General features: G+C 71.9%; 28 protein-coding genes. 21 read left to right on the top strand and 7 right to left on the bottom strand.

Going from position 1 to position 25,677, the window contains the following annotated elements:
* The first annotated feature begins 4 nt into the window (after positions 1-4).
* From leuD to ACIRSU_RS13825, 3 genes are all read left to right on the top strand, one after another.
* Positions 5-598, top strand: a complete 594-nt coding sequence (gene leuD, locus ACIRSU_RS13835) for a 3-isopropylmalate dehydratase small subunit (RefSeq protein ID WP_403791738.1) — start codon at positions 5-7, stop codon at positions 596-598.
* 104 nt (positions 599-702) lie between these two features.
* Positions 703-930 carry a hypothetical protein gene (locus tag ACIRSU_RS13830; RefSeq protein ID WP_403791736.1) on the top strand — a complete coding sequence of 76 codons (228 nt, stop codon included), beginning with the start codon at positions 703-705 and terminating at the stop codon, positions 928-930.
* A 143-nt stretch (positions 931-1,073) separates the two neighbouring features.
* On the top strand, positions 1,074-1,769 hold the full coding sequence (locus ACIRSU_RS13825; RefSeq protein ID WP_403791734.1) for an HU family DNA-binding protein: 696 nt from the start codon (positions 1,074-1,076) through the stop codon (positions 1,767-1,769).
* Between the two features lie 163 nt (positions 1,770-1,932).
* Here ACIRSU_RS13825 and ACIRSU_RS13820 read toward each other — a convergent pair whose 3' ends face one another.
* Both ACIRSU_RS13820 and cofC read right to left on the bottom strand, forming a co-directional pair.
* Positions 1,933-2,136 (bottom strand): hypothetical protein, encoded by a 204-nt coding sequence (locus tag ACIRSU_RS13820; RefSeq protein ID WP_403791733.1) that lies wholly within the window; start codon positions 2,134-2,136, stop codon positions 1,933-1,935.
* Between the two features lie 26 nt (positions 2,137-2,162).
* Positions 2,163-2,822 carry a 2-phospho-L-lactate guanylyltransferase gene (gene cofC / locus ACIRSU_RS13815; protein ID WP_403791732.1) on the bottom strand — a complete coding sequence of 220 codons (660 nt, stop codon included), beginning with the start codon at positions 2,820-2,822 and terminating at the stop codon, positions 2,163-2,165.
* Between the two features lie 248 nt (positions 2,823-3,070).
* Between cofC and ACIRSU_RS13810 the strand changes: the two genes are divergently transcribed.
* From ACIRSU_RS13810 to ACIRSU_RS13800, 3 genes are all read left to right on the top strand, one after another.
* Positions 3,071-3,832 (top strand): lysophospholipid acyltransferase family protein, encoded by a 762-nt coding sequence (locus ACIRSU_RS13810; protein ID WP_403791731.1) that lies wholly within the window; start codon positions 3,071-3,073, stop codon positions 3,830-3,832.
* Positions 3,829-4,830 (top strand): NAD(P)H-dependent glycerol-3-phosphate dehydrogenase, encoded by a 1,002-nt coding sequence (locus ACIRSU_RS13805; protein WP_403791730.1) that lies wholly within the window; start codon positions 3,829-3,831, stop codon positions 4,828-4,830. The genes ACIRSU_RS13810 and ACIRSU_RS13805 overlap by 4 nt, the downstream gene beginning before the upstream one ends.
* 102 nt (positions 4,831-4,932) lie before the next feature.
* Complete coding sequence (locus ACIRSU_RS13800) at positions 4,933-6,072, top strand: D-alanine--D-alanine ligase family protein (RefSeq protein ID WP_403791729.1); 1,140 nt, start codon at positions 4,933-4,935, stop codon at positions 6,070-6,072.
* Positions 6,073-6,107: 35 nt separating this feature from the next.
* Here the strand turns inward: ACIRSU_RS13800 and ACIRSU_RS13795 are convergent, their stop codons facing one another.
* The gene (locus ACIRSU_RS13795; protein ID WP_403792549.1) at positions 6,108-6,590 is read right to left on the bottom strand and encodes a DUF3515 domain-containing protein; all 483 of its coding nucleotides are present in this window, start codon (positions 6,588-6,590) and stop codon (positions 6,108-6,110) included.
* Between the two features lie 23 nt (positions 6,591-6,613).
* Positions 6,614-6,847 (bottom strand): Lrp/AsnC ligand binding domain-containing protein, encoded by a 234-nt coding sequence (locus ACIRSU_RS13790; RefSeq protein ID WP_389208920.1) that lies wholly within the window; start codon positions 6,845-6,847, stop codon positions 6,614-6,616.
* Between the two features lie 245 nt (positions 6,848-7,092).
* On the opposite strand from ACIRSU_RS13790, the gene ACIRSU_RS13785 reads away from it, so the two are divergent.
* On the top strand, positions 7,093-8,055 hold the full coding sequence (locus ACIRSU_RS13785; RefSeq protein ID WP_389208922.1) for a thiamine-phosphate kinase: 963 nt from the start codon (positions 7,093-7,095) through the stop codon (positions 8,053-8,055).
* A complete protein-coding gene (thiD, locus tag ACIRSU_RS13780; protein WP_403791728.1) occupies positions 8,052-8,873 on the top strand; it encodes a bifunctional hydroxymethylpyrimidine kinase/phosphomethylpyrimidine kinase in 822 nt (273 codons plus the stop codon). Before ACIRSU_RS13785 ends, thiD begins: the two co-directional genes overlap by 4 nt.
* A gap of 120 nt (positions 8,874-8,993) precedes the next feature.
* On the opposite strand, the gene rpmB is transcribed toward thiD, so the two are convergent.
* Entirely contained in the window at positions 8,994-9,179 is a 186-nt protein-coding gene (rpmB, locus tag ACIRSU_RS13775) for a 50S ribosomal protein L28 (protein WP_003957616.1), read from the bottom strand.
* Between the two features lie 232 nt (positions 9,180-9,411).
* Here rpmB and ACIRSU_RS13770 point away from each other — a divergent pair, with 232 nt between their 5' ends.
* The 9 genes from ACIRSU_RS13770 (at position 9,412) to mutM (ending at position 18,479) form a co-directional block, all read left to right on the top strand.
* Positions 9,412-11,019, top strand: coding sequence for a DAK2 domain-containing protein (locus ACIRSU_RS13770; RefSeq protein WP_403791727.1), 1,608 nt, complete (start codon positions 9,412-9,414; stop codon positions 11,017-11,019).
* A 152-nt stretch (positions 11,020-11,171) separates the two neighbouring features.
* A complete protein-coding gene (gene recG / locus ACIRSU_RS13765) occupies positions 11,172-13,325 on the top strand; it encodes an ATP-dependent DNA helicase RecG (protein WP_403792547.1) in 2,154 nt (717 codons plus the stop codon).
* 21 nt (positions 13,326-13,346) lie between these two features.
* On the top strand, positions 13,347-13,973 hold the full coding sequence (rsmD, locus tag ACIRSU_RS13760) for a 16S rRNA (guanine(966)-N(2))-methyltransferase RsmD (RefSeq protein WP_403792545.1): 627 nt from the start codon (positions 13,347-13,349) through the stop codon (positions 13,971-13,973).
* Between the two features lie 26 nt (positions 13,974-13,999).
* Positions 14,000-14,479, top strand: a complete 480-nt coding sequence (coaD, locus tag ACIRSU_RS13755) for a pantetheine-phosphate adenylyltransferase (RefSeq protein WP_403792543.1) — start codon at positions 14,000-14,002, stop codon at positions 14,477-14,479.
* 120 nt (positions 14,480-14,599) lie between these two features.
* The gene (locus ACIRSU_RS13750) at positions 14,600-15,658 is read left to right on the top strand and encodes an ATP synthase F0 subunit B (protein WP_403791726.1); all 1,059 of its coding nucleotides are present in this window, start codon (positions 14,600-14,602) and stop codon (positions 15,656-15,658) included.
* A 123-nt stretch (positions 15,659-15,781) separates the two neighbouring features.
* Positions 15,782-16,480, top strand: coding sequence for a YceD family protein (locus ACIRSU_RS13745; RefSeq protein ID WP_403791725.1), 699 nt, complete (start codon positions 15,782-15,784; stop codon positions 16,478-16,480).
* A 2-nt stretch (positions 16,481-16,482) separates the two neighbouring features.
* The gene (rpmF, locus tag ACIRSU_RS13740; RefSeq protein WP_030195083.1) at positions 16,483-16,656 is read left to right on the top strand and encodes a 50S ribosomal protein L32; all 174 of its coding nucleotides are present in this window, start codon (positions 16,483-16,485) and stop codon (positions 16,654-16,656) included.
* 19 nt (positions 16,657-16,675) lie between these two features.
* Positions 16,676-17,461 (top strand): ribonuclease III, encoded by a 786-nt coding sequence (gene rnc / locus ACIRSU_RS13735; protein ID WP_403791723.1) that lies wholly within the window; start codon positions 16,676-16,678, stop codon positions 17,459-17,461.
* Between the two features lie 124 nt (positions 17,462-17,585).
* Complete coding sequence (gene mutM, locus ACIRSU_RS13730; protein ID WP_403791722.1) at positions 17,586-18,479, top strand: bifunctional DNA-formamidopyrimidine glycosylase/DNA-(apurinic or apyrimidinic site) lyase; 894 nt, start codon at positions 17,586-17,588, stop codon at positions 18,477-18,479.
* Here the strand turns inward: mutM and ACIRSU_RS13725 are convergent.
* Positions 18,469-18,903 carry a winged helix-turn-helix transcriptional regulator gene (locus ACIRSU_RS13725; RefSeq protein ID WP_403791720.1) on the bottom strand — a complete coding sequence of 145 codons (435 nt, stop codon included), beginning with the start codon at positions 18,901-18,903 and terminating at the stop codon, positions 18,469-18,471. The genes mutM and ACIRSU_RS13725 overlap by 11 nt on opposite strands.
* A gap of 153 nt (positions 18,904-19,056) precedes the next feature.
* On the opposite strand from ACIRSU_RS13725, the gene ACIRSU_RS13720 reads away from it, so the two are divergent.
* A complete protein-coding gene (locus tag ACIRSU_RS13720; RefSeq protein ID WP_403791719.1) occupies positions 19,057-19,641 on the top strand; it encodes a flavodoxin family protein in 585 nt (194 codons plus the stop codon).
* A gap of 134 nt (positions 19,642-19,775) precedes the next feature.
* Here ACIRSU_RS13720 and ACIRSU_RS13715 read toward each other — a convergent pair whose 3' ends face one another.
* Complete coding sequence (locus ACIRSU_RS13715; RefSeq protein WP_403791717.1) at positions 19,776-20,630, bottom strand: CAP domain-containing protein; 855 nt, start codon at positions 20,628-20,630, stop codon at positions 19,776-19,778.
* Between the two features lie 154 nt (positions 20,631-20,784).
* On the opposite strand from ACIRSU_RS13715, the gene ACIRSU_RS13710 reads away from it, so the two are divergent.
* The 3 genes from ACIRSU_RS13710 to smc all read left to right on the top strand — a co-directional run bounded on the left by ACIRSU_RS13710 (position 20,785) and on the right by smc (position 25,500).
* Positions 20,785-21,066 (top strand): acylphosphatase, encoded by a 282-nt coding sequence (locus ACIRSU_RS13710; RefSeq protein WP_403791716.1) that lies wholly within the window; start codon positions 20,785-20,787, stop codon positions 21,064-21,066.
* A gap of 405 nt (positions 21,067-21,471) precedes the next feature.
* A complete protein-coding gene (locus tag ACIRSU_RS13705) occupies positions 21,472-21,687 on the top strand; it encodes a hypothetical protein (protein WP_352190317.1) in 216 nt (71 codons plus the stop codon).
* Positions 21,688-21,936: 249 nt separating this feature from the next.
* Entirely contained in the window at positions 21,937-25,500 is a 3,564-nt protein-coding gene (gene smc, locus ACIRSU_RS13700; protein WP_403791714.1) for a chromosome segregation protein SMC, read from the top strand.
* Positions 25,501-25,677: the final 177 nt, after the last annotated feature.

Below are 25,677 nucleotides of genomic sequence, written 5' to 3'. Positions count from 1 at the left end.
AACCATGGAAGCTTTCACCACGCACACCGGCCGCGCCGTCCCGCTGCGCCGCAGCAACGTCGACACCGACCAGATCATCCCGGCGCACTGGCTGAAGAAGGTCACCCGCGACGGCTTCGAGGACGGTCTCTTCGAGGCCTGGCGCAAGGACGAGCAGTTCGTCCTCAACCGCCCCGAGCGGCAGGGCGCCACGGTCCTGGTCGCCGGCCCCGACTTCGGCACCGGCTCCTCCCGTGAGCACGCCGTCTGGGCGCTGCAGAACTACGGCTTCAAGACCGTGATCTCCAGCCGTTTCGCCGACATCTTCCGCGGCAACTCGCTGAAGAACGGCCTGCTCACCGTCGTCCTGCCGCAGGCCACCGTCGACGCCCTGTGGGAGCTGACCGAGGCCGACCCGACCGTCGAGGTCACCGTCGACCTGGAGGCCCGCAAGGTCCTCGCCCCCGGGATCGACGCCGACTTCGAGCTCGACGAGAACGCCCGGTGGAGGCTGCTGAACGGTCTGGACGACATCAGCCTCACCCTTCAGAACGAAGCGGACATCGCCGCCTACGAGGCAGCTCGACCGGCCTTCAAGCCCCGTACAATTACGGTCTGAGCAGCGCGTTTCCACGACTGCGCCCCCCACCGCCCGGTGGGGGGCGCAGTCGCTTGTTGAGGCCCGGTCGGGCGACAACTCGCCCTAGATGGCACAATCGGTGCATGGAAGGTGACAGCCAACTCGAGCTCTACGAGGCCGTCGCCGCCCGATTGAAGCAAGCGCACAGAAGGGTGCGCGAACTGCAAGTCCCGGAGGGCGTAAGGATGGCGCTGTCCCGGAAGCTGCTGGTCGTGACGGCCGCGGCGAAGCACGACATCACGGACGCGGCAGCGCGTCTGGACCGGTTGATGAAGGACCTCGACGAGGGTCGATTCCCTGAAGACGACTGACGCCCGGAACTCCGCAACGGCTCTTCCGCGTTGCGGCACTAGGGTGATTAGCCCGTTTCGTGTTTGATTTGCGGTATATACATGCCTAACGTGCGAAAAAGCTTGAACACTTTCGTTCTGGCAAAGTCTCCGAAGGGGAAGACGTGAACAAGGCGCAGCTCGTAGAAGCGATTGCCGACAAGTTGGGCGGCCGCCAGCAGGCCGCCGAAGCCGTCGACCACGTGCTCGACGCCATCGTGCGCGCCGTGGTCTCCGGCGACCGGGTCTCGGTCACCGGCTTCGGGTCGTTCGAGAAGGTCGACCGCCCCGCCCGTTACGCCCGCAACCCGCAGACGGGTGAGCGCGTGCGGGTCAAGAAGACCTCCGTTCCGCGCTTCCGTGCGGGTCAGGGCTTCAAGGACCTGGTCAGCGGCTCGAAGAAGCTCCCCAAGGGAGGCGAGGTCTCCGTCAAGAAGGCCCCGAAGGGCAGCCTCATGGGTGGTGGCGCCGCGTCTGCCACCGTGAAGAAGGCCGCGGCCAAGAAGGCCACCACCGCCAAGAAGGCCGCCGCGAAGAAGGCGACCCCGGCGAAGAAGGCCACCCCGGCGAAGAAGACCACCGCCGCCGCGGCCAAGAAGACCACGGCTGCCGCGAAGAAGACCACGGCCGCCGCGAAGAAGACCACGACGGCGAAGAAGACCACCGCCGCCGCGGCCAAGAAGGCCACGCCCGCCGCGGCGAAGAAGACCACCGCCAAGAAGACCGCGCCGGCGAAGAAGGCCACCGCGAAGAAGGCGCCCGCCAAGAAGACGACGGCGCGCAAGACCACCGCGAAGAAGACCACCGCCGCGAAGAAGTAAGGCGGCGCGTGCTCATACGCCGGGCCGGGCTCCCTGTCGGGGAGCCCGGCCCGCGGCGCGTACAAGGGGATTTTCGGCCGTATCGGCGCTGTACGAGCAGGCGCGTGGACGGGCCGTGCGAGCGGTCGCGTGTGCGGTCGCGTGTGCGGTCGTACGAGCGCCGCTAGAACGTCTGCAGCGTCACCAGCGTGATCCGCAGGGCCGCACCCTCGCCCTCCGTCTCGATCCGCACCCGCTGCCCCGGCCGCAGCAGCCGAAGCCCGCCCGCCACGAAGGCCTCGCCCCCGAAATCGACCGGGGTGCCGTCGTCCAGCAGCACACTGCCGCTGTGGGTCTCGGGATCGTACGTGTACGCGGTCGCCTGCATGCACGGCAGCCTATCCGGCCCGGCCGCTACCCGGCCGCGCGCACCCAGCGGGCCGCCGTCCGCGGCCCCACGCCGAGCGCCAGGGCCGCCGCCAGATCCTCTCCGGTGTCCACGTCCCGGCGTACGGAATCCACCCCCGCCAGCCGGATTTCCACCGCTCCCGACGACAAATGCCGACGCCGGGAAGCCCCTCCGAAAGCCGGTTCCAATTCCGTGTCCGGACCGGCCGAGAGGAATGTCGTACCTATTTCGGCGGCATCCGCGAGAAATGCCCGCGGAAATTGCCCCGCCACCGCCAGGACCCGCGCGAGCTCGGCCGGCCGCAGCGCCGGAAGGTCCGCGTTCAGCGCCGCCACCCGGGCCCCCGGCCGCCCCGCCCGCACCGTACGGGCTCCATGCGCGAGAGCCCCGTTGAGCCCCGCGCCCGGCAGGTCCGGCACGATCCGCGCGCCGAGCGCCGCGAGCGCCCCGGCCGCGGCCGGATCGTCCGTGACGACCGCCACATCCCGTACCGCGGGGCAGGCGAGCACCGCCGCCACCGTGTCCTCGGCGAACGCCAGCGCCAGGCGGCGGCGCAGCGGGCCGCCCACCGCGGGGCCGAGCCGGCTCTTCGCCCGTGCCAGCGGCTTCAGGGGCACGACCAGCGACCAGCCGTCGTCCGCGCTCTCGTCGGCGTAGCTCTTCATCGGGCCCCATTCTTCCCGCCTCCGCCCGGTCCGCCGGCCCCTTTTCCCCACCCGCCACCCGGTTTCCCCCCGCCCACCGGCCTCTCTTCTCCCACCCACCGCCCGGTTTCCGCCCGCCCGCGCCCCGGGAGTTCCGTCCCGCCCGCGCGAACCGGCCGGGCCCCGGGGCGTACGGTGTCCTCGACAGCCCAGGAGCGGGGGGCGACACTTGACCCCCCCCGCGAAAGAGTCCGGAGAAAGGTGTCCGAGTGTCCCGCCGCAGAATCGGCTTCTGGTACCGCCTGGCGGCGGTCATCGCCAAACCCCCGCTGGTGGTGCTGTTCAAGCGGGACTGGCGCGGAACGGAGCACATCCCGGCCGACGGCGGCTTCATCACCGCGGTGAACCACAACTCGTACCTGGACCCGCTGTCCTACGCGCACTACCAGTACAACACCGGCCGCGTGCCCCGCTTCCTGGCCAAGGCGGGGCTCTTCAAGGGCGGCTTCGTGGGAACGATGCTGCGCAACACCGGTCAGATCCCGGTCTACCGCGAGACCACCAACGCGCTGGACGCCTTCCGGTCCGCCGTCGACGCCATCGAGCGCGGCGAGTGCGTCGCCTTCTACCCCGAGGGCACCCTCACCCGCGACCCCGAGATGTGGCCCATGGCCGGCAAGACCGGCGCCGCCCGGGTCGCGCTGCTCACCAAGGCGCCCGTCATCCCGGTCGCCCAGTGGGGCGCCAACCTCGCGATGCCGCCGTACGCCAAGGAGAACAAGCTCAGCCTCTGGCCGCGCAAGACCCTGATCGTGCAGGCCGGTCCGCCCGTCGACCTCTCCCGCTTCTACGACCTCGAGCCCACGCCCGACGTGCTGCGCGCGGCCACCGAGGAGATCATGGCGGCGATCACCCGGATCCTGGAGGAGGTCCGCGGCGAGAAGGCCCCGGCCGAGCCGTACGACCACAAGAAGGCCCGCCAGGAGCAGCGCCGCAAGGCCGCGAAGGCCGCTGAGGAAGGCAAGAAGTGACCAAGGCAGCCGTCTTCGGCAACGGATCCTGGGGCACCGCCTTCGCCATGGTGCTCGCCGACGCGGGCTGCGAGGTCAGCCTCTGGGGCCGCCGGGCCGCCCTCGCGGAGACGATCAACAGCACCGGGGTCAACCCCGACTACCTGCCCGGGGTCGAACTCCCCAAGGGCATCACGGCCACCGCCGACGCCGCCGAGGCCGCCCGCGACGCCGACTTCACCGTCCTCGTCGTGCCCTCCCAGACGCTGCGCGAGAACCTCGCCGACTGGGCGCCTAAGCTGGCCCCCGGCACCGTCCTCGTCTCCCTGATGAAGGGCATCGAACTCGGCACCGCCAAGCGGATGAGCGAGGTCATCCGCGAGGTCGCGGACGTGCCGGCCGAGCGCGTGGCGGTGCTCACCGGCCCCAACCTCGCCCGTGAGATCGCCGCCCGGCAGCCCGCCGCCGCCGTCGTCGCCTGCGCCGACGAGACGGTCGCCCAGCGGCTCCAGACCGCCTGCATGACCCCGTACTTCCGCCCGTACACCAACACCGACGTCGTCGGCTGCGAACTCGGCGGAGCCGTCAAGAACGTCATCGGGCTCGCCGTCGGCATCGCCGACGGCATGGGCCTCGGCGACAACTCCAAGGCCACGCTCATCACCCGCGGCCTCGCCGAGACCACCCGGCTCGGCCTCGCCATGGGCGCCGACCCGCTCACCTTCGCCGGCCTGGCCGGCCTCGGCGACCTCGTCGCCACCTGCTCCTCGCCGCTCTCCCGGAACCACACCTTCGGCACCAACCTGGGCCGCGGGATGACCCTCCAGGAGACCATCGCCGCCACCAAGCAGACCGCCGAGGGCGTCAAGTCCTGCGAGTCCGTGCTCGATCTGGCCCGCCGGCACGGCGTCGACATGCCCATCACCGAGACGGTGGTGTCCATCGTCCACGAGGGCAAGCCGCCGATCGTCGCGCTCAAGGAGCTGATGTCGCGCAGCGCCAAGGCCGAGCGGCGCTGAGGACGAGGGCGAGCCGGCGACGGGCGACGCACTGAGCCGAACGCGCGCCGTACGAGCGGGGCGCTCAGGAGTTCGGACGTCGCAGGGTACGCTCATCGCGATATGAGCGAGAACACCCAGAGCCCCCGCAAGCCGCGCGTGGCCGTCGTCTTCGGCGGACGCAGCTCCGAGCACGCCATCTCCGTCGTCACCGCCGGTGCCGTCCTGCGCGCCATCGACCGGGACAAGTACGACGTGCTGCCCATCGGCATCACCCGGGAGGGGCGCTGGGCGCTGACCGCCGACGCCCCCGAGCGGATGGCGATCGCCGACCGCGTCCTGCCGGACGTCGCCCAGCTCGCCGAGTCCGAGACCGGCGGCGTGGTGCTGCCCGTCGACCCCGCGAGCCGCGAGGTCGTCCTCAACGAGCCCGGCGCGCTGCCGCAGGCCCTCGGCGAGGTCGACGTGGTCTTCCCGATGCTGCACGGCCCGTACGGCGAGGACGGCACCCTCCAGGGCCTCCTGGAGCTCTCCGGCATCCCGTACGTCGGCGCGGGCGTCCTCGCCTCCGCCGTCGGCCAGGACAAGGAGTACATGAAGCGCGTCTTCGTCTCCTTCGGCCTGCCCGTCGGCCCGTACGAGGTGATCCGGCCGCGCGAGTGGGAGCAGAACCCGGCCGCGGCCCGCAAGAAGATCGTGGAGTTCGCCGCCGACCACGGCTGGCCGCTCTTCGTGAAGCCGGCCCGTGGCGGCTCCTCCGTCGGCATCACCAAGGTCGACGACCTCTCCGGCCTGGACGAGGCCGTCGAGGAGGCCCGCCGCTTCGACCCGAAGATCATCGTCGAGGCGCTGGTCCGCGGCCGCGAGATCGAGTGCGGCGTCCTGGAGTTCGAGGACGGCCCGCGCGCCAGCGTGCCGGCCGAGATCCCGCCGGTCACCGACCACGACTTCTACGACTTCGAGGCGAAGTACATCGACTCGGCCTCGGGCCTGGTGCCCGCGCCGATCGGCGACGAGGCCACCGCCGAGATCCAGCGCCTCGCCGTCCTCGCCTACGAGTCGGTCTCCTGCGAGGGCCTGGTGCGCGCCGACTTCTTCCTCACCGAGGACGGCGGCTTCGTCATCAACGAGATCAACACCATGCCCGGCTTCACGCCCATCTCCATGTACCCGCGCATGTGGCAGGAGAGCGGCGTCAGCTACCCGGAGCTCGTCGACCGGCTCATCCAGGCCGCGCTGAACCGCTCCACCGGCCTGCGCTAGGCAGCCCCTCCCGCTCGGAGACTGGGCCCTCCCGCTCAGAGGCTGGGCGGGACGGCCTTCTTCACGGGGGCGGCGAGATCCACGAGCGGGCCGACATCGTGCGCGTACCGCTTGTCGAGCGTCACCTCGACGTACGTCTTCCGGTACGTCGTGGTGAAGCGGGGTCCGTCGCCCGCGCGCGGCTCGAACAGCCAGTTCACGCCGTTCGCGTCGATCCCCTGCGCCTGCGGATCGTTCATCTTTTCGGGCCGGGGGACCCCGCAGCGCAGTACGATCGCCGCATCTCCCCACGCGGCGGTCAGCTCGGACTCCGGCTCGGTGCCGGTCCGCTCCAGACCCGCCACGGTGTCGGGCAACTCCTTCGCGAGCGCACGGCAGAAGGCGGCCTCGGCCGCCGGAGGACCGGGAACCGCCACCGACGCCTTCGCGTCCGCGGAGGAACAGCCCGTGACGGCGAGCAGGAGCACGCCGCCCGCGGCGGCGGAGACGGACAGGCCGAAAGGCCGGTGGGAAGACATCACCGGCCAAGGGTAGACGGGGGCTAGATATGCACGACCGGGCAGGTGAGGGTGCGCGTGATGCCTTCCACTTGCTGGACCTTGGCGACGACCATGCGGCCGAGCGCGTCCACGGTGTCGGCCTCGGCGCGGACGATCACGTCGTAGGGACCCGTCACGTCCTCGGCCTGGATGACTCCAGTGATCTTGGCGATGGTCTCGGCGACGGTCGACGCCTTGCCCACCTCGGTCTGAATAAGGATGTACGCCTGTACCACGGAACCTCCAGGGCGGCCACGAGGATCTTGTGGGAGAAAGAGACGCCACGGTACCGCGTCGCCGCGGGCCGCGGGGAGACCTCCGGGCCCGGAGGCGCCCGCGGTGTGGCGCAGGCAGATGAGAAGTTGACGGTCGGCTTGACGGTTAACTTGACGGTATCCGGCACGGTGACGGCCCGCGACCCGCACGGCGAGGAGCGGCGGAGCGGCGCGGCGGCCGGCACGACGACACGAGGTGACACGCGGTGAAGGGCACAGTCGGAGAGCTGGGCGAGTTCGGGCTCATCAGGGAGCTCACCTCCCGGCTCACCTCCACCCCCGCGGTGCGGATCGGCCCCGGCGACGACGCCGCCGTGGTCTCCGCCCCCGACCGGCGGGTGGTGGCCAGCACGGACATCCTGCTCGAAGGACGTCACTTCCGCCGCGACTGGTCGACGGCGTACGACGTCGGCCGCAAGGCCGCGGCGCAGAACCTCGCCGACATCGCCGCCATGGGCGCCGTCCCGACCGCGCTGCTGCTCGGGCTTGTCGTCCCCGCCGAACTCCCGGTCACCTGGCCGACGGAACTCATGGACGGACTGCGCGACGAATGTCAGGTCGCGGGCGCCGCGGTCGTCGGCGGCGACGTCGTCCGCGGCGACACGATCATGGTCTCCATCACCGCCCTCGGCGACCTCCGCAACCACGACCCGGTCACCCGAGGCGGCGCCCAGCCCGGCGACGTCGTCGCCTACACCGGCTGGCTCGGCTGGTCCGCCGCCGGATACGCGGTGCTCTCCCGCGGCTTCCGCTCCCCGCGCGCCTTCGTCGAGGCCCACCGCCGCCCCGAGCCGCCGTACCACGCGGGCCCGGCCGCCGCCGGCCTCGGCGCCACCGCCATGTGCGACGTCAGCGACGGCCTGATCGCCGACCTCGGGCACATCGCCGAGGCCAGCAAGGTCCGCATCGACCTGCGCTCCGGCCTCATCGACATCCCGACCCAGATGCACGACATCGGCCAGGCCGTCGGCGTCGACCCGCTCCAGTGGGTGCTCACCGGGGGAGAGGACCACGCGATCGTCGCCACCTTCCCGCCGGACGTGAAGCTGCCGGCCCGCTGGAAGGTCATCGGCGAGGTCCTCAACCCGTCCGCGCTGCCGCAGGTGACGGTGGACGGCGCGCCCTGGCACAGCAAGGGCGGCTGGGACCACTTCGGCGGTACGGAGTGAGCACCCGGCCTCCTCTCGTCCTGACCGTCGCCGGATCCGACTCCGGCGGCGGCGCGGGCATCCAGGCCGACCTCAAGACGATGCTGGCGCTCGGCGTCCACGGCATGAGCGTGATCACGGCCGTGACCGCGCAGAACTCGCGGGGCGTCCAGGGCGCCTGGGAGCTGCCCGAGGAGGCCGTACGGGCCCAGTTCCGGGCCGTCGCCGACGACATCGGCGTCCAGGCCGTCAAGACCGGCATGCTGGCGTCCGCCGCGCTGGTGGAGACGGTGGCCGAACTGCTCTCCACCGTCGCGGCCCCCGTCGTCGTCGACCCGGTCGGCGTCTCCAAGCACGGCGACCCGCTGCTCGCCGCCTCCGCGCTCGGCTCCGTCCGTACGAAGCTGCTCCCGGCCGCCACCGTGGCGACGCCCAACCTGGACGAGGTGGCGCAGCTCACGGGCGTCGTGGTCGAGGACGAGGACGGCATGCGGCGGGCGGCCGACGCGATCCTCGCGTACGGGCCGCGCTGGGCGCTGATCAAGGGCGGCCACCTCGACGCCTCGGGTGAGGAAGCGGTGGACTTCCTGACGGACGGCACCGAGGAGCACTGGTTCCGGGCCCCGCGCCACGACAACCGGCACACGCACGGGACGGGCTGCACGCTCGCCTCGGCGGTGGCGTCGGGCCTCGCGAAGGGGCTTGCGGTGCCGGAGGCGGTACGGGAGGCGAAGGCGTACGTGACGGGCGCGATCGCCGCGGGGTTCGCGCTGGGCTCGGGCATCGGCCCGGTCGACCACGCGTGGCGCACGCGCCAGGGCAGGCAGGCACGCAACTGAGTCAGGGCATGGCAAAAGGCCGGTTCACCGAGGTGAACCGGCCTCTCAAGGCAACCGCAGGGGCTGCGCTACGACGAAACGTCGGCGGGGCTGTCCCCGCTTGACGCGGGGGAGCACCAATTAGCGCGAGACCTTGCCGGCCTTGATGCACGAGGTGCAGACGTTGAGCCGCTTCGGCGTCCGACCGACCACGGCACGCACACGCTGGATGTTCGGGTTCCAGCGACGAGACGTACGGCGGTGCGAGTGCGAAATGTTGTTGCCGAAGCCCGGCCCCTTGCCGCAGACGTCGCAGTTGGCAGCCACGGGTCACTCCAAAGACTTCAGATTTACAGGAATCCGGCGCACCGGATCGGATCGAGGATCTGAAGTGGTTTGCCGGGGAATGGCCCGACGGTGCCGGGCAACCGAAGCAGCATACAACGTCCGCTTCGGTGGAACGAAACTACCATGTTCCGCCCGGCCCCCGCCCCGGGCCCCTGGTGAGCCCGGGTCTACGCTGCGGTGAACCCAGCGCAGAGCACAGGAGGACCACGCGTTGCCCCACCCGACGCCGCGAGCCCCGCAGATCCTCGACGCCGAAGCCGTCCGGTCCTGGTGCGCAGGGGCGCTGGCGGCGCTCGGCCGGGAGCGCGAGGAGATCGACGCCATCAACGTCTATCCCGTCGCGGACGGGGACACCGGTACGAACCTGTACCTGACGGTGGAGTCGGCGGCCCGGGCGGTCGACGAGGTCCCCGGGAGTGCGGGAGTGGCCGAGGTCATACGGGCCATGGCGCACGGCGCGCTGCTCGGCGCCCGCGGCAACTCCGGGACGATCCTCTCCGAGCTGCTGCGCGGCATGGCCGCCGTCCTCGCCGACGGCGGTGACGGAGATCACCTCGCCCGCGCCCTCGCCGGCGCCGCCGACGCGGCCCGCGCCGCCGTCGCCCACCCCGTCGAGGGCACCGTCCTCACCGTCGCCCGCGCCGCCGCCGACGCCTGCGGGACGGGCGGGGGGCTCGCGACGGTGGCCAGGAAGGCCTACGAGGGGGCCCGGACGGCCTTGGACGCGACCCCCGGGCAGTTGGCCGCGCTCGAACGCGCCGGCGTCGTGGACGCCGGGGGACGGGGCCTGGTGGCGGTGCTCGGGGCGCTCGTGGAGACGCTCACGGGCGAGCCGCCCGAGCACCCCCTCGGCCCCGTGCGCCACCCGGTCCTGGAAGACGTCGCCTGCGAGGGCGGGGCCGGGCCCGCGTACGAGGTGATCTACCTCCTGGAGGCCCGGGACGCCGCCGTGGACCGCCTGAGGGCCCGCCTCGACGAGCTGGGCGAGTCCCTGGTCGTGGTCGGCGGCGACGGGCTGTGGAACGTGCACGTCCACGTCGACGACGCCGGCGCCGCCGTGGAGGCCGGAGTCGAGGCGGGACGCCCGTACCGCATCCGCATCACCCACTTCGACGTGCACGCCGAGCACGCCGAGCACGCCGAGCCGGCCGAGCGCGCCGGGCGCGCCATCGTCGCCGTCGTCCCCGGCGAGGGCCTCGCCGGCCTCTGCGCCGAGGCGGGCGCCACCACCCTGCTCGCCCGCCCCGGCGAGCCCCCCACCGGCGCGGAGCTCGCCGACGCCATCCGCCGCGCCCACGCCCACGAGGTCGTCCTCCTCCCCAACGACACGGACCTGCGCACCGTCGCCGCCGAGGCCGCCGAACAGGCCCGTGCCGAAGGCATCCGCGTCGCCCTCATCCCCACCCGCGCCGCCGTCCAGGGCATCGCCGCCCTCGCCGTCCACGAACCCGACCGCCGCTTCGACGAGGACGTCGTCGCCATGACGGCCGCCGCCGGCGCCACCCGCTACGCCGAACTCGCCGTCGCCGAACACCAGTCCTTCACCTCCGCCGGCGTCTGCCAGGCCGGCGACGTCCTCGGCCTCATCGAGGGCGACGTCGCCGTCATCGGCCAGGACCTCACCACCACGGCCCGCACCGTCCTCGACCGCATGCTCTCCGCCGGCGGCGAACTCGTCACCCTCGTCACCGCCGCCGACACCCCGCCGGCCCTCGCCCCCACCCTCGAACGCCACGTCCGCGCCACCTACTTGGCCGTCGACACCACCACGTACCAGGCGGGCGAGGGCGCGCCGCCCCTGCTGATCGGGGTGGAGTAGGGGAGTACGGGGGCAGGGGCGTCAGGCCGCCGCGACGGGGGACTTCCCGTCGCCGGTGGGCGACGGGTGTCAGTGGTGTGGTGTGCAATGGGTTCGTGCCCGCGCTCGACGAACCCCTCAAGAAACTGCTCGGCGCCGCCACCGCCAAGGTGATGGCCGAGCACATGGACCTGCACACGGTCGGCGACCTGCTGCACCACTACCCGCGCCGGTACGCCGAGCGCGGCGAGCTCACCGCGCTCGCCGACCTGCCGCTGGACGAGCACGTGACGGTCGTCGCCCAGGTCGCCGACGCGCGCGTGCACACGTTCAACAAGGGCGGCCGCGGCAAGGGGCAGCGCCTCGAGGTGACGATCACCGACGGCAGCGGCCGGATGCAGCTGGTCTTCTTCGGCCGCACCGTGCACTTCCACCAGAAGGAGCTGCTGCCCGGCCGCCGCGCGATGTTCGCCGGCAAGGTCGGCCTGTTCAACCGGCGCCTCCAGCTCGCGCACCCCGAGTACAAGCTGCTCGACGCCGAGAGCAGCACCGAGACCGTCCGCGCCTTCGCGAACGAGCTGCTGCCGATCTACCCGGCCTGCAAACAGCTGGAGTCCTGGACCATCGAGCAGTCCGTCGGCATCGCCCTGGACTCGATGGCGGCCACCGCGTGGCAGGGCCTCGTCGACCCGCTGCCGCCCGCGCTGCGCGAGGGCCGTGGCCTCACGGACCTGCCGGACGCGCTGATGAAGATCCACCGCCCGCGCACCAAGGCGGACATCGCGGACGCCCGCGACCGCCTCAAGTGGGACGAGGCGTTCGTCCTCCAGGTCGCCCTGGCCCGCCGCCGCCACGCCGACACCCAGCTCCACGCCGTCGCCCGCCGCCCCGCCGCCGACGGGCTGCTCACCGCCTTCGACGCGAAGCTGCCGTTCACCCTCACCGACGGCCAGCAGAAGGTGTCGAAGGAGATCTTCGACGACCTGGCCACCGAACACCCCATGCACCGCCTCCTCCAGGGCGAGGTGGGCTCCGGCAAGACGCTGGTGGCGCTGCGCGCCATGCTCGCCGTCGTCGACGCCGGAGGACAGGCCGCGATGCTCGCGCCCACCGAGGTGCTCGCGCAGCAGCACCACCGGTCCGTCACCGAGATGATGGGCGAGCTCGCCGAGGGCGGCATGCTCGGCGGCGCCGAGAACGCCACCAAGGTGGTGCTGCTGACCGGGTCCATGGGGACGGCCGCGCGCCGGCAGGCGCTCCTCGACCTGGTGACCGGCGAGGCCGGCGTCGTCATCGGCACCCACGCGCTGATCGAGGACAAGGTGCAGTTCCACGACCTCGGCCTGGTCGTGGTCGACGAGCAGCACCGCTTCGGCGTCGAGCAGCGCGACGCCCTGCGCGGCAAGGGCAAGCAACCCCCGCACCTGCTCGTCATGACGGCCACACCCATTCCCCGTACGGTCGCCATGACCGTCTTCGGCGACCTGGAGACCTCCGTCCTCGACCAGCTCCCGGCCGGCCGCTCCCCGATCGCCAGCCATGTCGTGCCGGCCGCCGACAAGCCGCACTTCCTCGCCCGCGCCTGGGAGCGGGTCCGCGAGGAGGTGGAGGCCGGCCACCAGGCGTACGTGGTCTGTCCGCGCATCGGCGACGAGGAGGACCAGAAGCAGAGCGCCAAGCGGAAGCCCAGCCCGGAGGACGAGGCCGAGAAGCGCCCGCCGCTCGCCGTGGTCGAGGTCGCCGAGCAGCTGCGCCGCGGCCCGCTCGCCGGGCTGCGCGTCGAGGTGCTGCACGGCCGGATGCACCCGGACGACAAGGACGAGGTGATGCGCCGCTTCGCGGCCGGCGAGGTGGACGTCCTGGTCGCCACGACCGTCATCGAGGTCGGCGTCAACGTGCCCAACGCCACCGCCATGGTGATCATGGATGCCGACCGCTTCGGCGTCTCCCAGCTGCACCAGCTGCGCGGCCGCGTCGGCCGCGGCTCCGCCGCTGGACTGTGCCTGCTCGTCACCGAGATGCCCGAGGCCAGCCCGGCCCGCCAGCGCCTGAACGCCGTCGCCGCCACCCTCGACGGCTTCGAGCTCTCCCGCATCGACCTGGAACAGCGCCGCGAGGGCGACGTCCTCGGCCAGGCCCAGTCCGGCGCCCGCTCGTCCCTGCGGATGCTCGCCGTCATCGACGACGAGGAGGTCATCGCCGCCGCCCGCGAGGAGGCCACCGCCCTCGTCCTCGCCGACCCGGACCTCACCGCCCACCCGGAGCTGCGCACCGCCCTGGACGCGCTCCTCGACAAGGAGCGCGAGGAGTACCTGGAGAAGGGCTGACACCAGCGGTCCGGGATCGCCATAAGCTATTGCGTACGCAACAGGTTATGGAGACGAGGAACCCACATGACCCGCGTGATCGCCGGCACCGCCGGCGGACGCCGACTCGCCGTGCCGCCCGGCAACGGCACCCGGCCCACCTCCGACCGTGCGCGAGAGGGGCTCTTCTCCACCTGGGAGGCCTTCCACGGCGTCGAGGGGGCCCGCGTGGCCGACCTGTACGCGGGCTCCGGCGCCGTCGGCCTGGAGGCGCTGTCCCGCGGCGCCGCGCACGCCCTGCTCGTCGAGGCCGAGCCGCGCGCGTCGAAGACCGTCCGGGAGAACATCCGCTCCCTCGGCCTGCCCGGCGCCGAACTGCGCACCGGCAAGGCCGAGCAGATCGCCGCCGGTCCCGCCCCGGCCGAGCCGTACGACCTGGTCTTCCTCGACCCCCCGTACGCCGTCTCAGACGACGATCTTCGCGAGATCCTCCTCACACTGCGGTCAGGGGGCTGGATCGGCGAGGATGCCCTCGTCACCGTGGAGCGCAGCACGCGAGGCGGGGAGTTCGGCTGGCCCGAGGGCTTCGAACCCCTGCGGTCCCGTCGTTACGGCGAGGGAACGTTTTGGTACGGTCGCGCCGCCTCTACGTGCGAAGACGCACGATGACCGGACCGGAGAGCGAGGGACCCAAGTTGCGCCGCGCCGTCTGTCCGGGGTCATTCGACCCCATCACCAACGGACACCTCGACATCATCGCCCGCGCGTCCAAGCTCTACGACGTCGTGCATGTCGCGGTGATGATCAACCAGTCGAAGAAGGGCCTGTTCACGGTCGACGAGCGGATCGAGCTCATCCGTGAGGTCACCGCCGACTTCGGCAACGTCGAGGTCGAGTCCTTCCACGGACTGCTCGTCGACTTCTGCAAGCAGCGCGACATCCCCGCCATCGTCAAGGGACTCCGCGCCGTCAGCGACTTCGACTACGAGCTCCAGATGGCCCAGATGAACAACGGGCTCTCGGGCGTCGAGACCCTCTTCGTGCCCACCAACCCGACCTACAGCTTCCTGTCGTCCTCCCTGGTCAAGGAGGTCGCGGCCTGGGGCGGCGACGTCTCCCACCTGGTGCCGCCGCAGGTCCTCGGCCGGCTCACCGAGCGGCTGCGCCAGAAGTGACCCGGCGGTGACCCCCGGCCACCGCCACTGACGCTCCGTCACCAGGTCACGGAACGGGCCCGACTGGCCTTACAGTCGTCCCGTCCGTCTCCATCCAGCTGTAGAGAGTGGCGAGCCCCGGTGGACGTGCAGAAGAAGCTCGACGAGATCGTCACGACGGTCAGAAGCGCCCGCTCCATGCCGATGTCGGCGTCCTGCGTGCTCAACCGGGCCGAACTGCTCGCCCTGCTCGAAGAGGTCCGCGCGGCCCTGCCGGACTCCCTCGCCCAGGCGCAGGAGCTGATCGGCGGGCGCGAGCAGATGGTCGAGCAGGCCCGCCAGGAGGCCGAGCGGATCATCGAGGCCGCGCACGCCGAGCGCGGCTCGATCGTCTCCGACTCCCAGGTCGCCCGCCAGTCCCAGGACGAGGCCGACCGGATCCTCGCCGAGGCCCGCCGGGAGGCCGAGGAGATCCGCGCCGAGGCCGACGACTACGTCGACTCGAAGCTGGCCAACTTCGAGGTCGTCCTCAACAAGACCATCGCCTCCGTCGACCGCGGCCGCGAGAAGCTGCTCGGCCGCGGCCCCGGCCTCGACGCCGAGGGGTACGCGGACGAGGACGCCCCCGAGTACAGCGCGGACCCGCAGACCCTGATCCAGCGCGCCGACGGTTACGTGGACGCCAAGCTGGGTGCCTTCGAGGCCGTCCTCAGCAAGACCCTGGAGGCCGTCGGCCGCGGCCGCCAGAAGCTCCAGGGCCGGATCGCCAGCGACGCCCTCGGCGAGCACATGGCCGCCCAGGACGCGGCCGGCACCCCGCTGCACACCAGCGACGCCGACTACCTGGCCGGCCTCGCGGAGCTGGCCGACCCCGAGCCCGTACCGGCGGCGCAGCCCGTGCAGCCCGTGCAGATCCCGGCGCAGCAGGCCCAGCCGGACCCGTACGGCTACGAGCAGCCGGTCCAGGACCCGTACGGGTACCAGCAGCAGGACCCCTACGCGTACCAGCAGCCCCAGGGCGACCCCTATGCCTACCAGGGGCAGTACGGCTACGAGCAGCAGCCCGTCCCGCACCAGCAGCCGGTCCAGCACCAGCAGCCGGTCCAGCACCAGCAGGCCGCCTCGCTCGACGAGACCAGCTTCTTCGACACGAGCATGATCGATCTGGAGCAGCTGCGCCGCTACGAGCAGGGCCACTGACCGGTCCCGACCGGATCCCGGCCCGGATCCGGCCCGGGTTCCGACCCGGGTTCCGACCCGGATTGGGCCCTGAGCGAAGCGTCCAGTATTCTGGCTGTTCGGTCGCGCGTATCTCCGCGGTCCGTGCTGCCCGTATCCGGCAGCCCCCTCACGTATGTGAACGATCCGAAAGCAGGAAGAGCCCTGAGCACGCGCCTCGACCACCGCAACCCCCTCGTGTTCGACACACACGAGCTGGGGCGGCGTCCTGGTGCCATGCAGCGGATCTCCCGCACGGTCGACGCCCCCGCTGATCTGGGGATCGCCGGGGTCGTCGCGGTTCCCGAGGGCGATCCGGTGGAGATCGAGCTCCGTCTCGAGTCGGTCATGGAAGGGGTGCTTGTCACAGGCACCGCCCGTGCATCGGCCGAGGGGGAGTGCGTAAGGTGTCTGGAGCCCGTCGAGTTCGATCTCGACGCGGACTTCCAGGAGATGTTCTCGTACCCCGACTCCGACGACCGGGGCCGCTCGAAGGCGGCCGCGGACGACGAAGCCGAGGACGACGAGGACATGATCCCCCTCGAGGACGGCATGTTCGACCTCGAGCCCGTGCTGCGCGATGCGGTGGTGCTCGCACTGCCCATGCAGCCGGTGTGCCGGGAGGACTGTGAGGGTCTGTGTTCCGAATGCGGAATCAACCTGAACGAGAACCCGGACCACCACCACGACGCCGTCGACATCCGTTGGGCGGCATTGCAGGAACTCACCGGTTCGCTGGGAACCGATGAGAAGGACAACATGAGCGGCGCCGCAACCGGTGTCGACGAAGAGCAGGAGAAGTAGCCGTGGCTGTTCCGAAGCGGAAGATGTCGCGCAGCAACACGCGCCACCGCCGGTCGCAGTGGAAGGCTGCGGTCACCCCCCTGGTTTCGTGCGAGCGTTGCCAGGAGCCGAAGCAGCAGCACATCGCGTGCCCGAGCTGCGGCACCTACAACAAGCGCCAGGTCCTCTCGGTCTGAGAGGCTGGTGAGAGGCACGATGTCTGACCACGTCAACTCAGCCTCGTCCCACACGCTTCTGGAAGGGCGGCTCGGGTATCAGCTCGAGTCCGCCCTTCTGGTGCGTGCGCTCACCCACCGTTCGTACGCGTACGAGAACGGCGGTCTGCCCACCAACGAGCGGCTCGAGTTCCTCGGGGACTCGGTGCTCGGCCTGGTGGTCACGGACACGCTCTATCGCACCCACCCCGACCTGCCCGAAGGCCAGCTGGCCAAGCTTCGGGCCGCGGTGGTCAATTCGCGGGCGCTGGCGGAGGTGGGCCGCGGCCTCGACCTGGGCTCCTTCATCCGGCTCGGCCGGGGCGAGGAAGGCACGGGCGGCCGGGACAAGGCCTCCATCCTCGCCGACACGCTCGAAGCGGTGATCGGCGCGGTCTATCTCGACAAGGGCCTCGACGCGGCGTCCGAGCTGGTGCACCGGCTCTTCGACCCGCTGATCGAGAAGTCCTCCAACCTCGGCGCCGGCCTGGACTGGAAGACCAGTCTCCAGGAGCTGACCGCGGCCGAGGGTCTCGGCGTTCCGGAGTACCTCGTCAGCGAGGAGGGCCCGGACCACGAGAAGGTCTTCACTGCTGCTGCCCGCGTCGGTGGTGTCTCGTACGGCACCGGCACCGGCCGCAGCAAGAAGGAAGCGGAACAGCAGGCGGCGGAGTCCGCGTGGCGTGCGATTCGCGCGGCCGCGGACGAGCGCGCGGCGGCGGCCCGGGCCGCGACCGCGGGAGAGGCCGCCGACGCCTCTTCCGTGAAGGACCAGGCTTCGGCCTGACCTGCGCTTCCTCGCACCATGCCCCTGTCCCCGCGCGGGACGGGGGCATCGTGCTGTCCGGGGTGTCGGTGGGCGGTTGTAGGCTTCCGGCAGTACCCGTCCTGAGCCCGTCCGGAGGAGTCCCGTGCCCGAGTTGCCCGAGGTCGAGGTCGTCCGACGCGGTCTTGAGCGCTGGGTCGCCGGGCGGACCATCGCCGAGGTGGAGGTCCTCCACCCGCGGGCCGTGCGGCGCCACCTCGAAGGCGGGACGGACTTCGCGGCCCGGCTGAAGGGACAGACCTTCGGGGTCGCGCGGCGGCGCGGCAAGTACCTGTGGCTGCCGCTCGCCGGCGGCGAGGCGTCGGTGCTCGGGCACCTGGGCATGAGCGGCCAGCTGCTCGTCCAGCCCGAGGACGCGGCCGACGAGAAGCACCTGCGCATCCGGATCCGCTTCACCGCATCCGACAGCGACTCCGCCGCGGGCCGGGCCGGCACCGAGCTGCGCTTCGTCGACCAGCGCACCTTCGGCGGACTCTCGCTGCACGACACCGCACCGGACAGCACGGACGGGCTCCCGGACGTCATCGCGCACATCGCCCGCGACCCGCTCGACCCGGCCTTCGACGACGCCGCCTTCCAGCGGGCGCTGCGGCTGCGGCGCACGACGATCAAGCGGGCGCTGCTCGACCAGTCCCTGATCAGCGGCGTCGGCAACATCTACGCGGACGAGGCGCTGTGGCGCGCCAAGCTGCACTACGAGCGCCCGACCGCGAGCCTGACCCGGCCGCGCTCGGCGGAGCTGCTCGGCCACGTCCGGGACGTGATGAACGCGGCCCTCGCGGCCGGCGGCACCAGCTTCGACGCGCTGTACGTGAACGTGAACGGCGAGTCGGGCTACTTCGACCGGTCGCTGGACGCCTACGGGCGGGAGGGCGAGCCCTGCCGCCGCTGCGGTACGCCGATACGCCGGCGCCCGTGGATGAACCGGTCCAGCTACTTCTGCCCGCGCTGCCAGCGCCCGCCCCGCGTCACGGCGTGACGGCTGCGGCTTCCGCGGCGCCCGGGGCTTCGGCGGCGCCCGTGGCTTCGGCGCGCTCCGCGTCGTAACGCTCGCGCGCGGCCAGCACCTGGTCCATCCGGCCCTCCACGAGGTGGATGAGGCCGAGCAGCCGCTCGGCGACCTCGCGGCCGAGCGGGGTGAGCCGGTAGTCGACCCGCGGCGGGTTCGTCGGCTGCGCCTCGCGGTGGACGAGTCCGTCGCGCTCCAGGGCGTGCAGGGTCTGCGACAGCATCTTCTCGCTCACGCCGTCGACCCGGCGCCGCAGCTCGTTGAAACGGAACGTGCCGTCGTGCAGCGCGCCCAGGGTCAGGCTGCCCCAGCGGCCCGTCACGTGCTCCAGCGTGCCGCGCGAGGGACAGGCGCGCGCGAACACGTCATAGGCGAGGTCGTCGGCGTCGGTCATGCCCTCCACCGTACTCCCGTACAGCGCTTACTTCCACGCATGCGCTCACCAGGGGTTTGCGCTTTCGAAAAGTTAGTGCTCTACTTCTGGTGTCCCCGGGAGGTGTTCCCCTGCACCTCCTCCGAGCTGTTCCAGCCGCCCGAGGAGTCCTCTGTGACCACGCCCGTCGTCTCCATCGCCTACCACTCCGGCTACGGCCACACCGCCGTCATCGCCGAGGCCGTCCGCGACGGCGCCGCCGACGCCGGTGCCACCGTCCACCTGATCAAGGTCGACGAGATCACCGACGCCGAGTGGGAGCTCCTGGACGCCTCCGACGCGATCGTCTTCGGCTCGCCGACCTACATGGGCACCGCGTCCGGCGCCTTCCACCAGTTCGCCGAGGCCACCTCCAAGCGCTGGTTCACCGACGCCTGGCTGGACAAGCTCGCGGCCGGCTTCACCAACTCCGCCTCGAAGAGCGGCGACAAGCTGCACACCCTGCAGTTCTTCCAGACCCTTGCCGGCCAGCACGGCATGACCTGGGTCAACCTCGGCCTGAAGCCCGGCTGGAACAGCAGCACCGCCTCCGAGAACGACATCAACCGCCTCGGCTTCTTCTCCGGCGCCGCCGCCCAGACCCCGAGCGACCTCGGCCCGGAGGCCGTCCACAAGGCCGACGTGGCCACCGCCGAGCACCTCGGCCGCCGCGTCGCCGAGACCGCCCGCACCTTCGCGCTGGGCAAGGCCGCCGCCTGACCCCAGGGATGCGTCGGACTGTGCGAGAGGGCCCCGTCACCGGTGTGGTGACGGGGCCCTCTCACGTACGGGCTCGGGCTCAGGGGCTCAGGGGCTCAGGGCCTACGGGCTCGGGCCTCGGCGCTTGCGGGTGCTCAGTAGGCGAAGTCCTGCGTCCACCACGGGCCGCCGGCGCCGAAGTGCACGCCCACGCCGATCGCCGTGTAGTCGCAGTTCAGGATGTTCGCGCGGTGTCCGTCGCTGGCCATCCACGACCGCATCACGGCGGCGGCGTCGACCTGGCCGAGGGCGATGTTCTCGGCGCCGAGGCCGGTGATGCCGGCCTTCGTCGCGCGGGTCCACGGGGTGGCGCCGTCGGGGTCGGTGTGGTCGAAGAAGTTGCGGGCGGCCATGTCGGCGCTGAAGGCGCCGGCGAGGGCGGCGAGGTCGGCGTCCGAGCGGACGACGGGGCAGCCGACCTTGGCGCGCTCGACGTTCACCAGGCGGACGACCTCGGCCTCGGCGGCCGCCTCGCGGGCGCTCAGCGAGCGGACGGTGGCGGTCGGCGCGGGGACGGGAGCCTTGGGGGCCTCGGTGGGGCGGACCGTCCGCGTCGGCTTCGGCGCCGGGGCCTTCGAAGGCTTCGAAGCCTTCGGCGCCTTGGGCGTCCTGGGCGCGGGGCTCGGGGTCGCCGTCACCTTCGAGGCGGAGGGCTTCGGCGCCGGAGCCTTCGAGGGCGACGCGGCCCTGGCCTTGCCGGCCGGCGGGGCGACGTGCACGGCGGGGGTCTCGGGGGTCGCCGAGGAGCCGCCCTGGGTGTTCAGGCTCGGCGGCTGCTGGGCGGCCTCGATCTTCTGCTCGTTCGCACTCGTACCGCCGAGGGTGAAGGTCTCGCCGCCGGGCAGCAGGCCCGAGGCGACGGCTATCGCGCCGACCGCGACCGCCGTGGAGACACCGAGCAGCCCGGTGCGTACGGGTGCGCCGCGTCGTGCGCCGCGATGCCGTCCCATCTGCTCTGCCTCCCTGACCTTTGCTGATCTTTGCTTCTGTGGATGAGGTCGCCGGGGCTCGGCCAACCGGGTGAGCCCCGTTCCGTCGGGACTGTACGCCATGACACGAGGGGCTGACGTGCTCCTTCCGTAATCCGACCGCTAGCGTGCAGCCATGGATGAGGACGTACGGATGACCGCCTGGGTGCGCGGCCGGGTACAGGGAGTGGGCTTCCGCTGGTTCACCAGGGCAAACGCGCTGGAGATCGGCGGGCTCACCGGCTTCGCGCTGAACCTCGACGACGGGCGGGTCCAGGTCGTGGCCGAGGGGTCGCGTGAGAATTGCCACCGTCTGCTCGACTGGCTCCGCGAGGGCGACACGCCCGGACGCGTCGACGGCGTGACTGAGATCTGGGCCACCCCGCGCGGCATCTACGACACCTTCGAGATCCGCTGAGCACGCTCTGACGATCTTGTTCCCGGCGGTCCGCCCGAGGGTCCGCACGACCCTCGGGCGGGCGTTCGGGGAGCGCTCCCGGCGACGAAGAATGCCTGGTCGTTGCCGAGAAGCACTTGCCTTGTGAGGCTCGACGAGCAAGGATGATCTCCACGCCCCCTCGGGCACCGAGTTGCGAGGCGCCGCCGTGTTCTGAACGGCCGCGAACCCCCGGTGGCCCCTTGATGCAGGGCGTGATCGTGTTGACCGTCAAACTTTTTGGTGAGACTCTGGAAGCCCCCGCGCACCTCAGTTGTTCGACCGTGGGAACCGGCACGACAAAGAGCAAGGTCGGGCACCGCGGGTGCGAATCCCTCACGACCCACACCGCTTCGGTCGGTCACTCAGTGTGGAGGACCATCCATCATGGCAAAGGCGCTTCTCGGTTACGTCGGCGGCTCCGACCCGCGACTCCTCGCCGAGATGCGACGGCTTCAGCAGCGCGTCCAGGACCTCGAGTCCGAGCTGGTTCGGATCCAGTCCGAGAACGACGCGCTCAACGCTGCCGCCGCACAGCATGGCGAGTCGCTGCTCGACAGCATCGACCTCGACGTTCCCAAGGCGGAGCCTGCGCTCACCTGACGCCCCGTGCCGGGGCCGGGTGAGAAACACTCTCGCTAGCACAGCTAGATATGCAAGGGACGCCCAGGCGTCCCTTCTTTCTTGCGCCCCTTCTTGCGCCTCTTCCTTGCGCCGGCCGTGCCCGTCCGGTGCCGCTCCTGGGTTCCCCTCCCGTGCCCCCCGTGTCCCACGCGCCGTGGGTTCCTTGGGGGAGGGTGTGCCCAGCGCGTTCATGGGTGAAACCCGGGACCCCGGGTAGAGTCCGCAGGCGTGCATCTCAAGGCCCTGACGCTCCGCGGTTTCAAGTCGTTCGCCTCCGCCACCACCCTGCGGTTCGAACCGGGAATCACCTGCGTCGTCGGGCCCAACGGCTCGGGCAAGTCCAACGTCGTGGACGCGCTGTCCTGGGTCATGGGCGAACAGGGCGCCAAGTCGCTGCGCGGCGGCAAGATGGAGGACGTCATCTTCGCCGGCACGACCGGGCGGCCCCCGCTCGGCCGCGCCGAGGTCTCGCTGACCATCGACAACTCCGACGGCGCGCTGCCCATCGACTACGCCGAGGTCACCATCACGCGGATCATGTTCCGCGGTGGCAGCAGCGAGTACCAGATCAACGGCGACACCTGCCGGCTGCTCGACATCCAGGACCTGCTCTCCGACTCCGGCATCGGCCGCGAGATGCACGTCATCGTCGGCCAGGGCCAGCTCGACTCCGTCCTGCACGCCGACCCGATGGGCCGCCGCGCCTTCATCGAGGAGGCCGCCGGAGTCCTCAAGCACCGCAAGCGCAAGGAGAAGGCGCTGCGGAAGCTCGACGCGATGCAGGCCAACCTCGCCCGCGTCCAGGACCTCGCGGACGAACTGCGCCGCCAGCTCAAGCCGCTCGGCCGGCAGGCCGCCGTCGCCCGCCGCGCCGCCGTCATCCAGGCCGACCTGCGCGACGCGCGGCTGCGGCTGCTCTCCGACGACCTCGTACGCCTCCGGAAGGCGCTCGACGCGGAGATCGCCGACGAGGCCGCGCTGCTCGCCCGCAAGGAGGCGACCGAGGCCGAACTGAAGGCGGCGCTCGCCAGGGAGGCCGGCCTGGAGGACGAGGTGCGGCGCCTCGTGCCGCGGCTCCAGCGGGCCCAGCAGACCTGGTACGAGCTGTCGCAGCTGGCCGAGCGGGTGCGCGGCACCGTCTCGCTCGCCGACGCGCGCGTCAAGAGCGCCACCGCACAGCCCGCGGAGGAGCGGCGGGGCCCGGGATTCAGGGACCCTGAAAGCATGGAACGCGAGGCCGCCCGCGTCCGCGAGCAGGAGGCCGAGCTGGCCGCCGCCCTGGAGGCCGCCGAGCGCGCGCTCGACGACACCGTCGCCCACCGCGCCGAACTGGAGCGCGCCCTCGCCGTCGAGGAGCGCCGCCTCAAGGACGCCGCCCGGGCCATCGCCGACCGCCGCGAGGGCCTGGCCCGCCTCCACGGGCAGGTCAACGCGGCCCGCTCGCGCGCCGCGTCCGCCCAGGCCGAGATCGACCGGCTCGCCGCCGCGCGCGACGAGGCGCGGGAGCGGGCGGCCGCCGCGCAGGAGGAGTACGAGCAGCTGAAGGCCGAGGTCGACGGCCTGGACGCGGACGACACGGAACTGGGGGAGCGGTACGAGGGCGCCCGCCGCGCACTCGCCGACGCGGAGGCCGCGCTCGCCGCCGCCCGCGAGTCCGCCGCCGACGCCGACCGCGCCCGCGCGGCCACCCGCGCCCGCCACGACGCCCTCGCCCTCGGCCTGCGCCGCAAGGACGGCACCGGCACCCTCCTCGCCGCCGGCCTCACCGGCCTCCTCGGCCCCGCCGCCGAACTCCTCCACGTCACCCCGGGCTACGAGACCCCCCTCGCGGCCGCCCTCGGCGCCGCCGCCGACGCGCTCGCCATGACGGACCCGAGCGCCGCGGCCGAGGCCCTGCGCCTGCTCCGCAAACAGGACGCGGGCCGGGCGTCGCTGCTGCTGGCGGGCGCCGACGACCACGAGGAGGAGCGGTCCCCTGATGTCGGGGGCGCGCTGCCCGCCGCCTCCCTCGTCACCGGTCCCGCCGAACTCAGCGGCTCCGTACGGCGCTTGCTGCGCGATGTCGTCGTCGTCGACTCGCTCGACCGGGCCGTCGAAGTCGTGCGCGCGCACCCCTCGTTGACCGCCGTCACCGCCGAAGGGGACCTGCTCGGGGCGCACTTCGCGCAGGGCGGGTCCGCAGGCGTGCCCAGCCTCCTCGAAGTGCAGGCGTCGGTGGACGAGGCGGCGGCCGAGCTGGCCGAACTCGACGTGCGGTGCGCCGAACTCCTCGCCGCGCGGGAGGCTGCGGGGGAGCGGCGGCGGGAAGCCGCCCGGCTCGTCGAGGAGTTGGCGGAGGAGCGACGGGCGGCCGAGCGGGAGAAGTCGGCGGTGGCCCAGCAGCTCGGCCGGCTCGCCGGACAGGCCAGGGGCGCGGCGGGCGAGGCCGAGCGGACGGCCGCCGCCGCCGCGCGCGCCGAGGAGGCCCTGGAGAAGGCGCTCGTGGAGGCCGAGGAGCTGACCGAGCGGCTGCTCGTCGCCGAGGAGACGCCGGCCGACGAGGAGCCCGACAGCTCCGTCCGCGACCGGCTCGCGATCGACGGCTCCAACGCGCGCCAGACCGAGATGGAGGCTCGCCTCCAGGTCCGTACCCACGAGGAGCGCGTCAAGGGCCTGGCCGGCCGCGCCGACTCCCTCGACCGCGCCGCCCGCGCCGAACGCGAGGCCCGCGCCCGCGCCGAACAGCGCCGCGCCCGGCTGCGCCACGAGGCCGAGGTCGCCGCCGCCGTCGCGTCCGGCGCCCGCCAGCTCCTCGCGCACGCCGAGGTGTCCCTGGTCCGCGCCGAGCGGGAGCGCGCCCTCGCCGACGCCGCGAAGGCGGCCCGCGAGCAGGACCTGACCGCGGCCCGTGCCCACGGCCGGGAGCTCAAGGCGGCGCTGGACAAGCTCACCGACTCGGTGCACCGCGGCGAGGTCCTCGGCGCCGAGAAGCGGCTGCGGATCGAGCAGCTGGAGGCCCGCGCCCTGGAGGAGCTGGGCGTGGAGCCCGCCGTACTGGTCGACGAGTACGGCCCGCACCAGCCCGTACCGCCGTCGCCGCCCGCCGAGGGCGAGGAGCAGCTGCCCGAGGACCCGGAGGACCCGCGCAACCAGCCGCGCCCCTTCGTCCGCGCGGAGCAGGAGAAGCGGCTCAAGGCGGCCGAACGGGCGTACCAGCAGCTCGGCAAGGTGAATCCGCTCGCCCTGGAGGAGTTCGCCGCCCTGGAGGAGCGCCACAAGTTCCTCTCCGAGCAGCTCGGCGACCTGAAGAAGACCCGCGCGGACCTCCTTCAGGTCGTGAAGGAGGTCGACCTGCGGGTCGAGCAGGTCTTCACCGAGGCGTACCGGGACACCGCCCGCGAGTTCGAGGGCGTGTTCTCGCGGCTCTTCCCGGGCGGCGAGGGCCGGCTCGTGCTCACCGACCCGGAGAACATGCTCACCACCGGCGTCGACGTCGAGGCCCGCCCGCCGGGCAAGAAGGTCAAGCGGCTCTCGCTGCTCTCCGGCGGCGAGCGCTCGCTGACCGCCGTGGCGCTGCTCGTCTCCATCTTCAAGGCCCGGCCCAGCCCGTTCTACGTGATGGACGAGGTCGAGGCCGCGCTCGACGACACCAACCTGCAGCGGCTCATCCGGATCATGCAGGAGCTCCAGGAGTCCTCGCAGCTGATCGTGATCACGCACCAGAAGCGCACGATGGAGGTCGCCGACGCGCTGTACGGCGTGTCCATGCAGGGCGACGGCGTGTCGAAGGTGATCAGCCAGCGGCTGCGCTGAGCCCCGTATCCACCCTGTGCTCGCCAGCTGAGTTCAACCTCTGAAAACAAGCCATCTCATGATGAGGTTCAAGTCATACGACATCGACTATTGACTTCGAAACATGAAGGCATAGTCTCTGCAACGTTGCTTTTACCTTCAAGTGGTGGGCGGCGTGAAGTTGTGCGCCACTGGAAG

It is taken from the genome of Streptomyces sp. NPDC101160 (assembly GCF_044768205.1).
Classification (GTDB): Bacteria; Actinomycetota; Actinomycetes; order Streptomycetales; family Streptomycetaceae; genus Streptomyces.
This window is presented reverse-complemented; position numbering and strand designations above follow the sequence as displayed.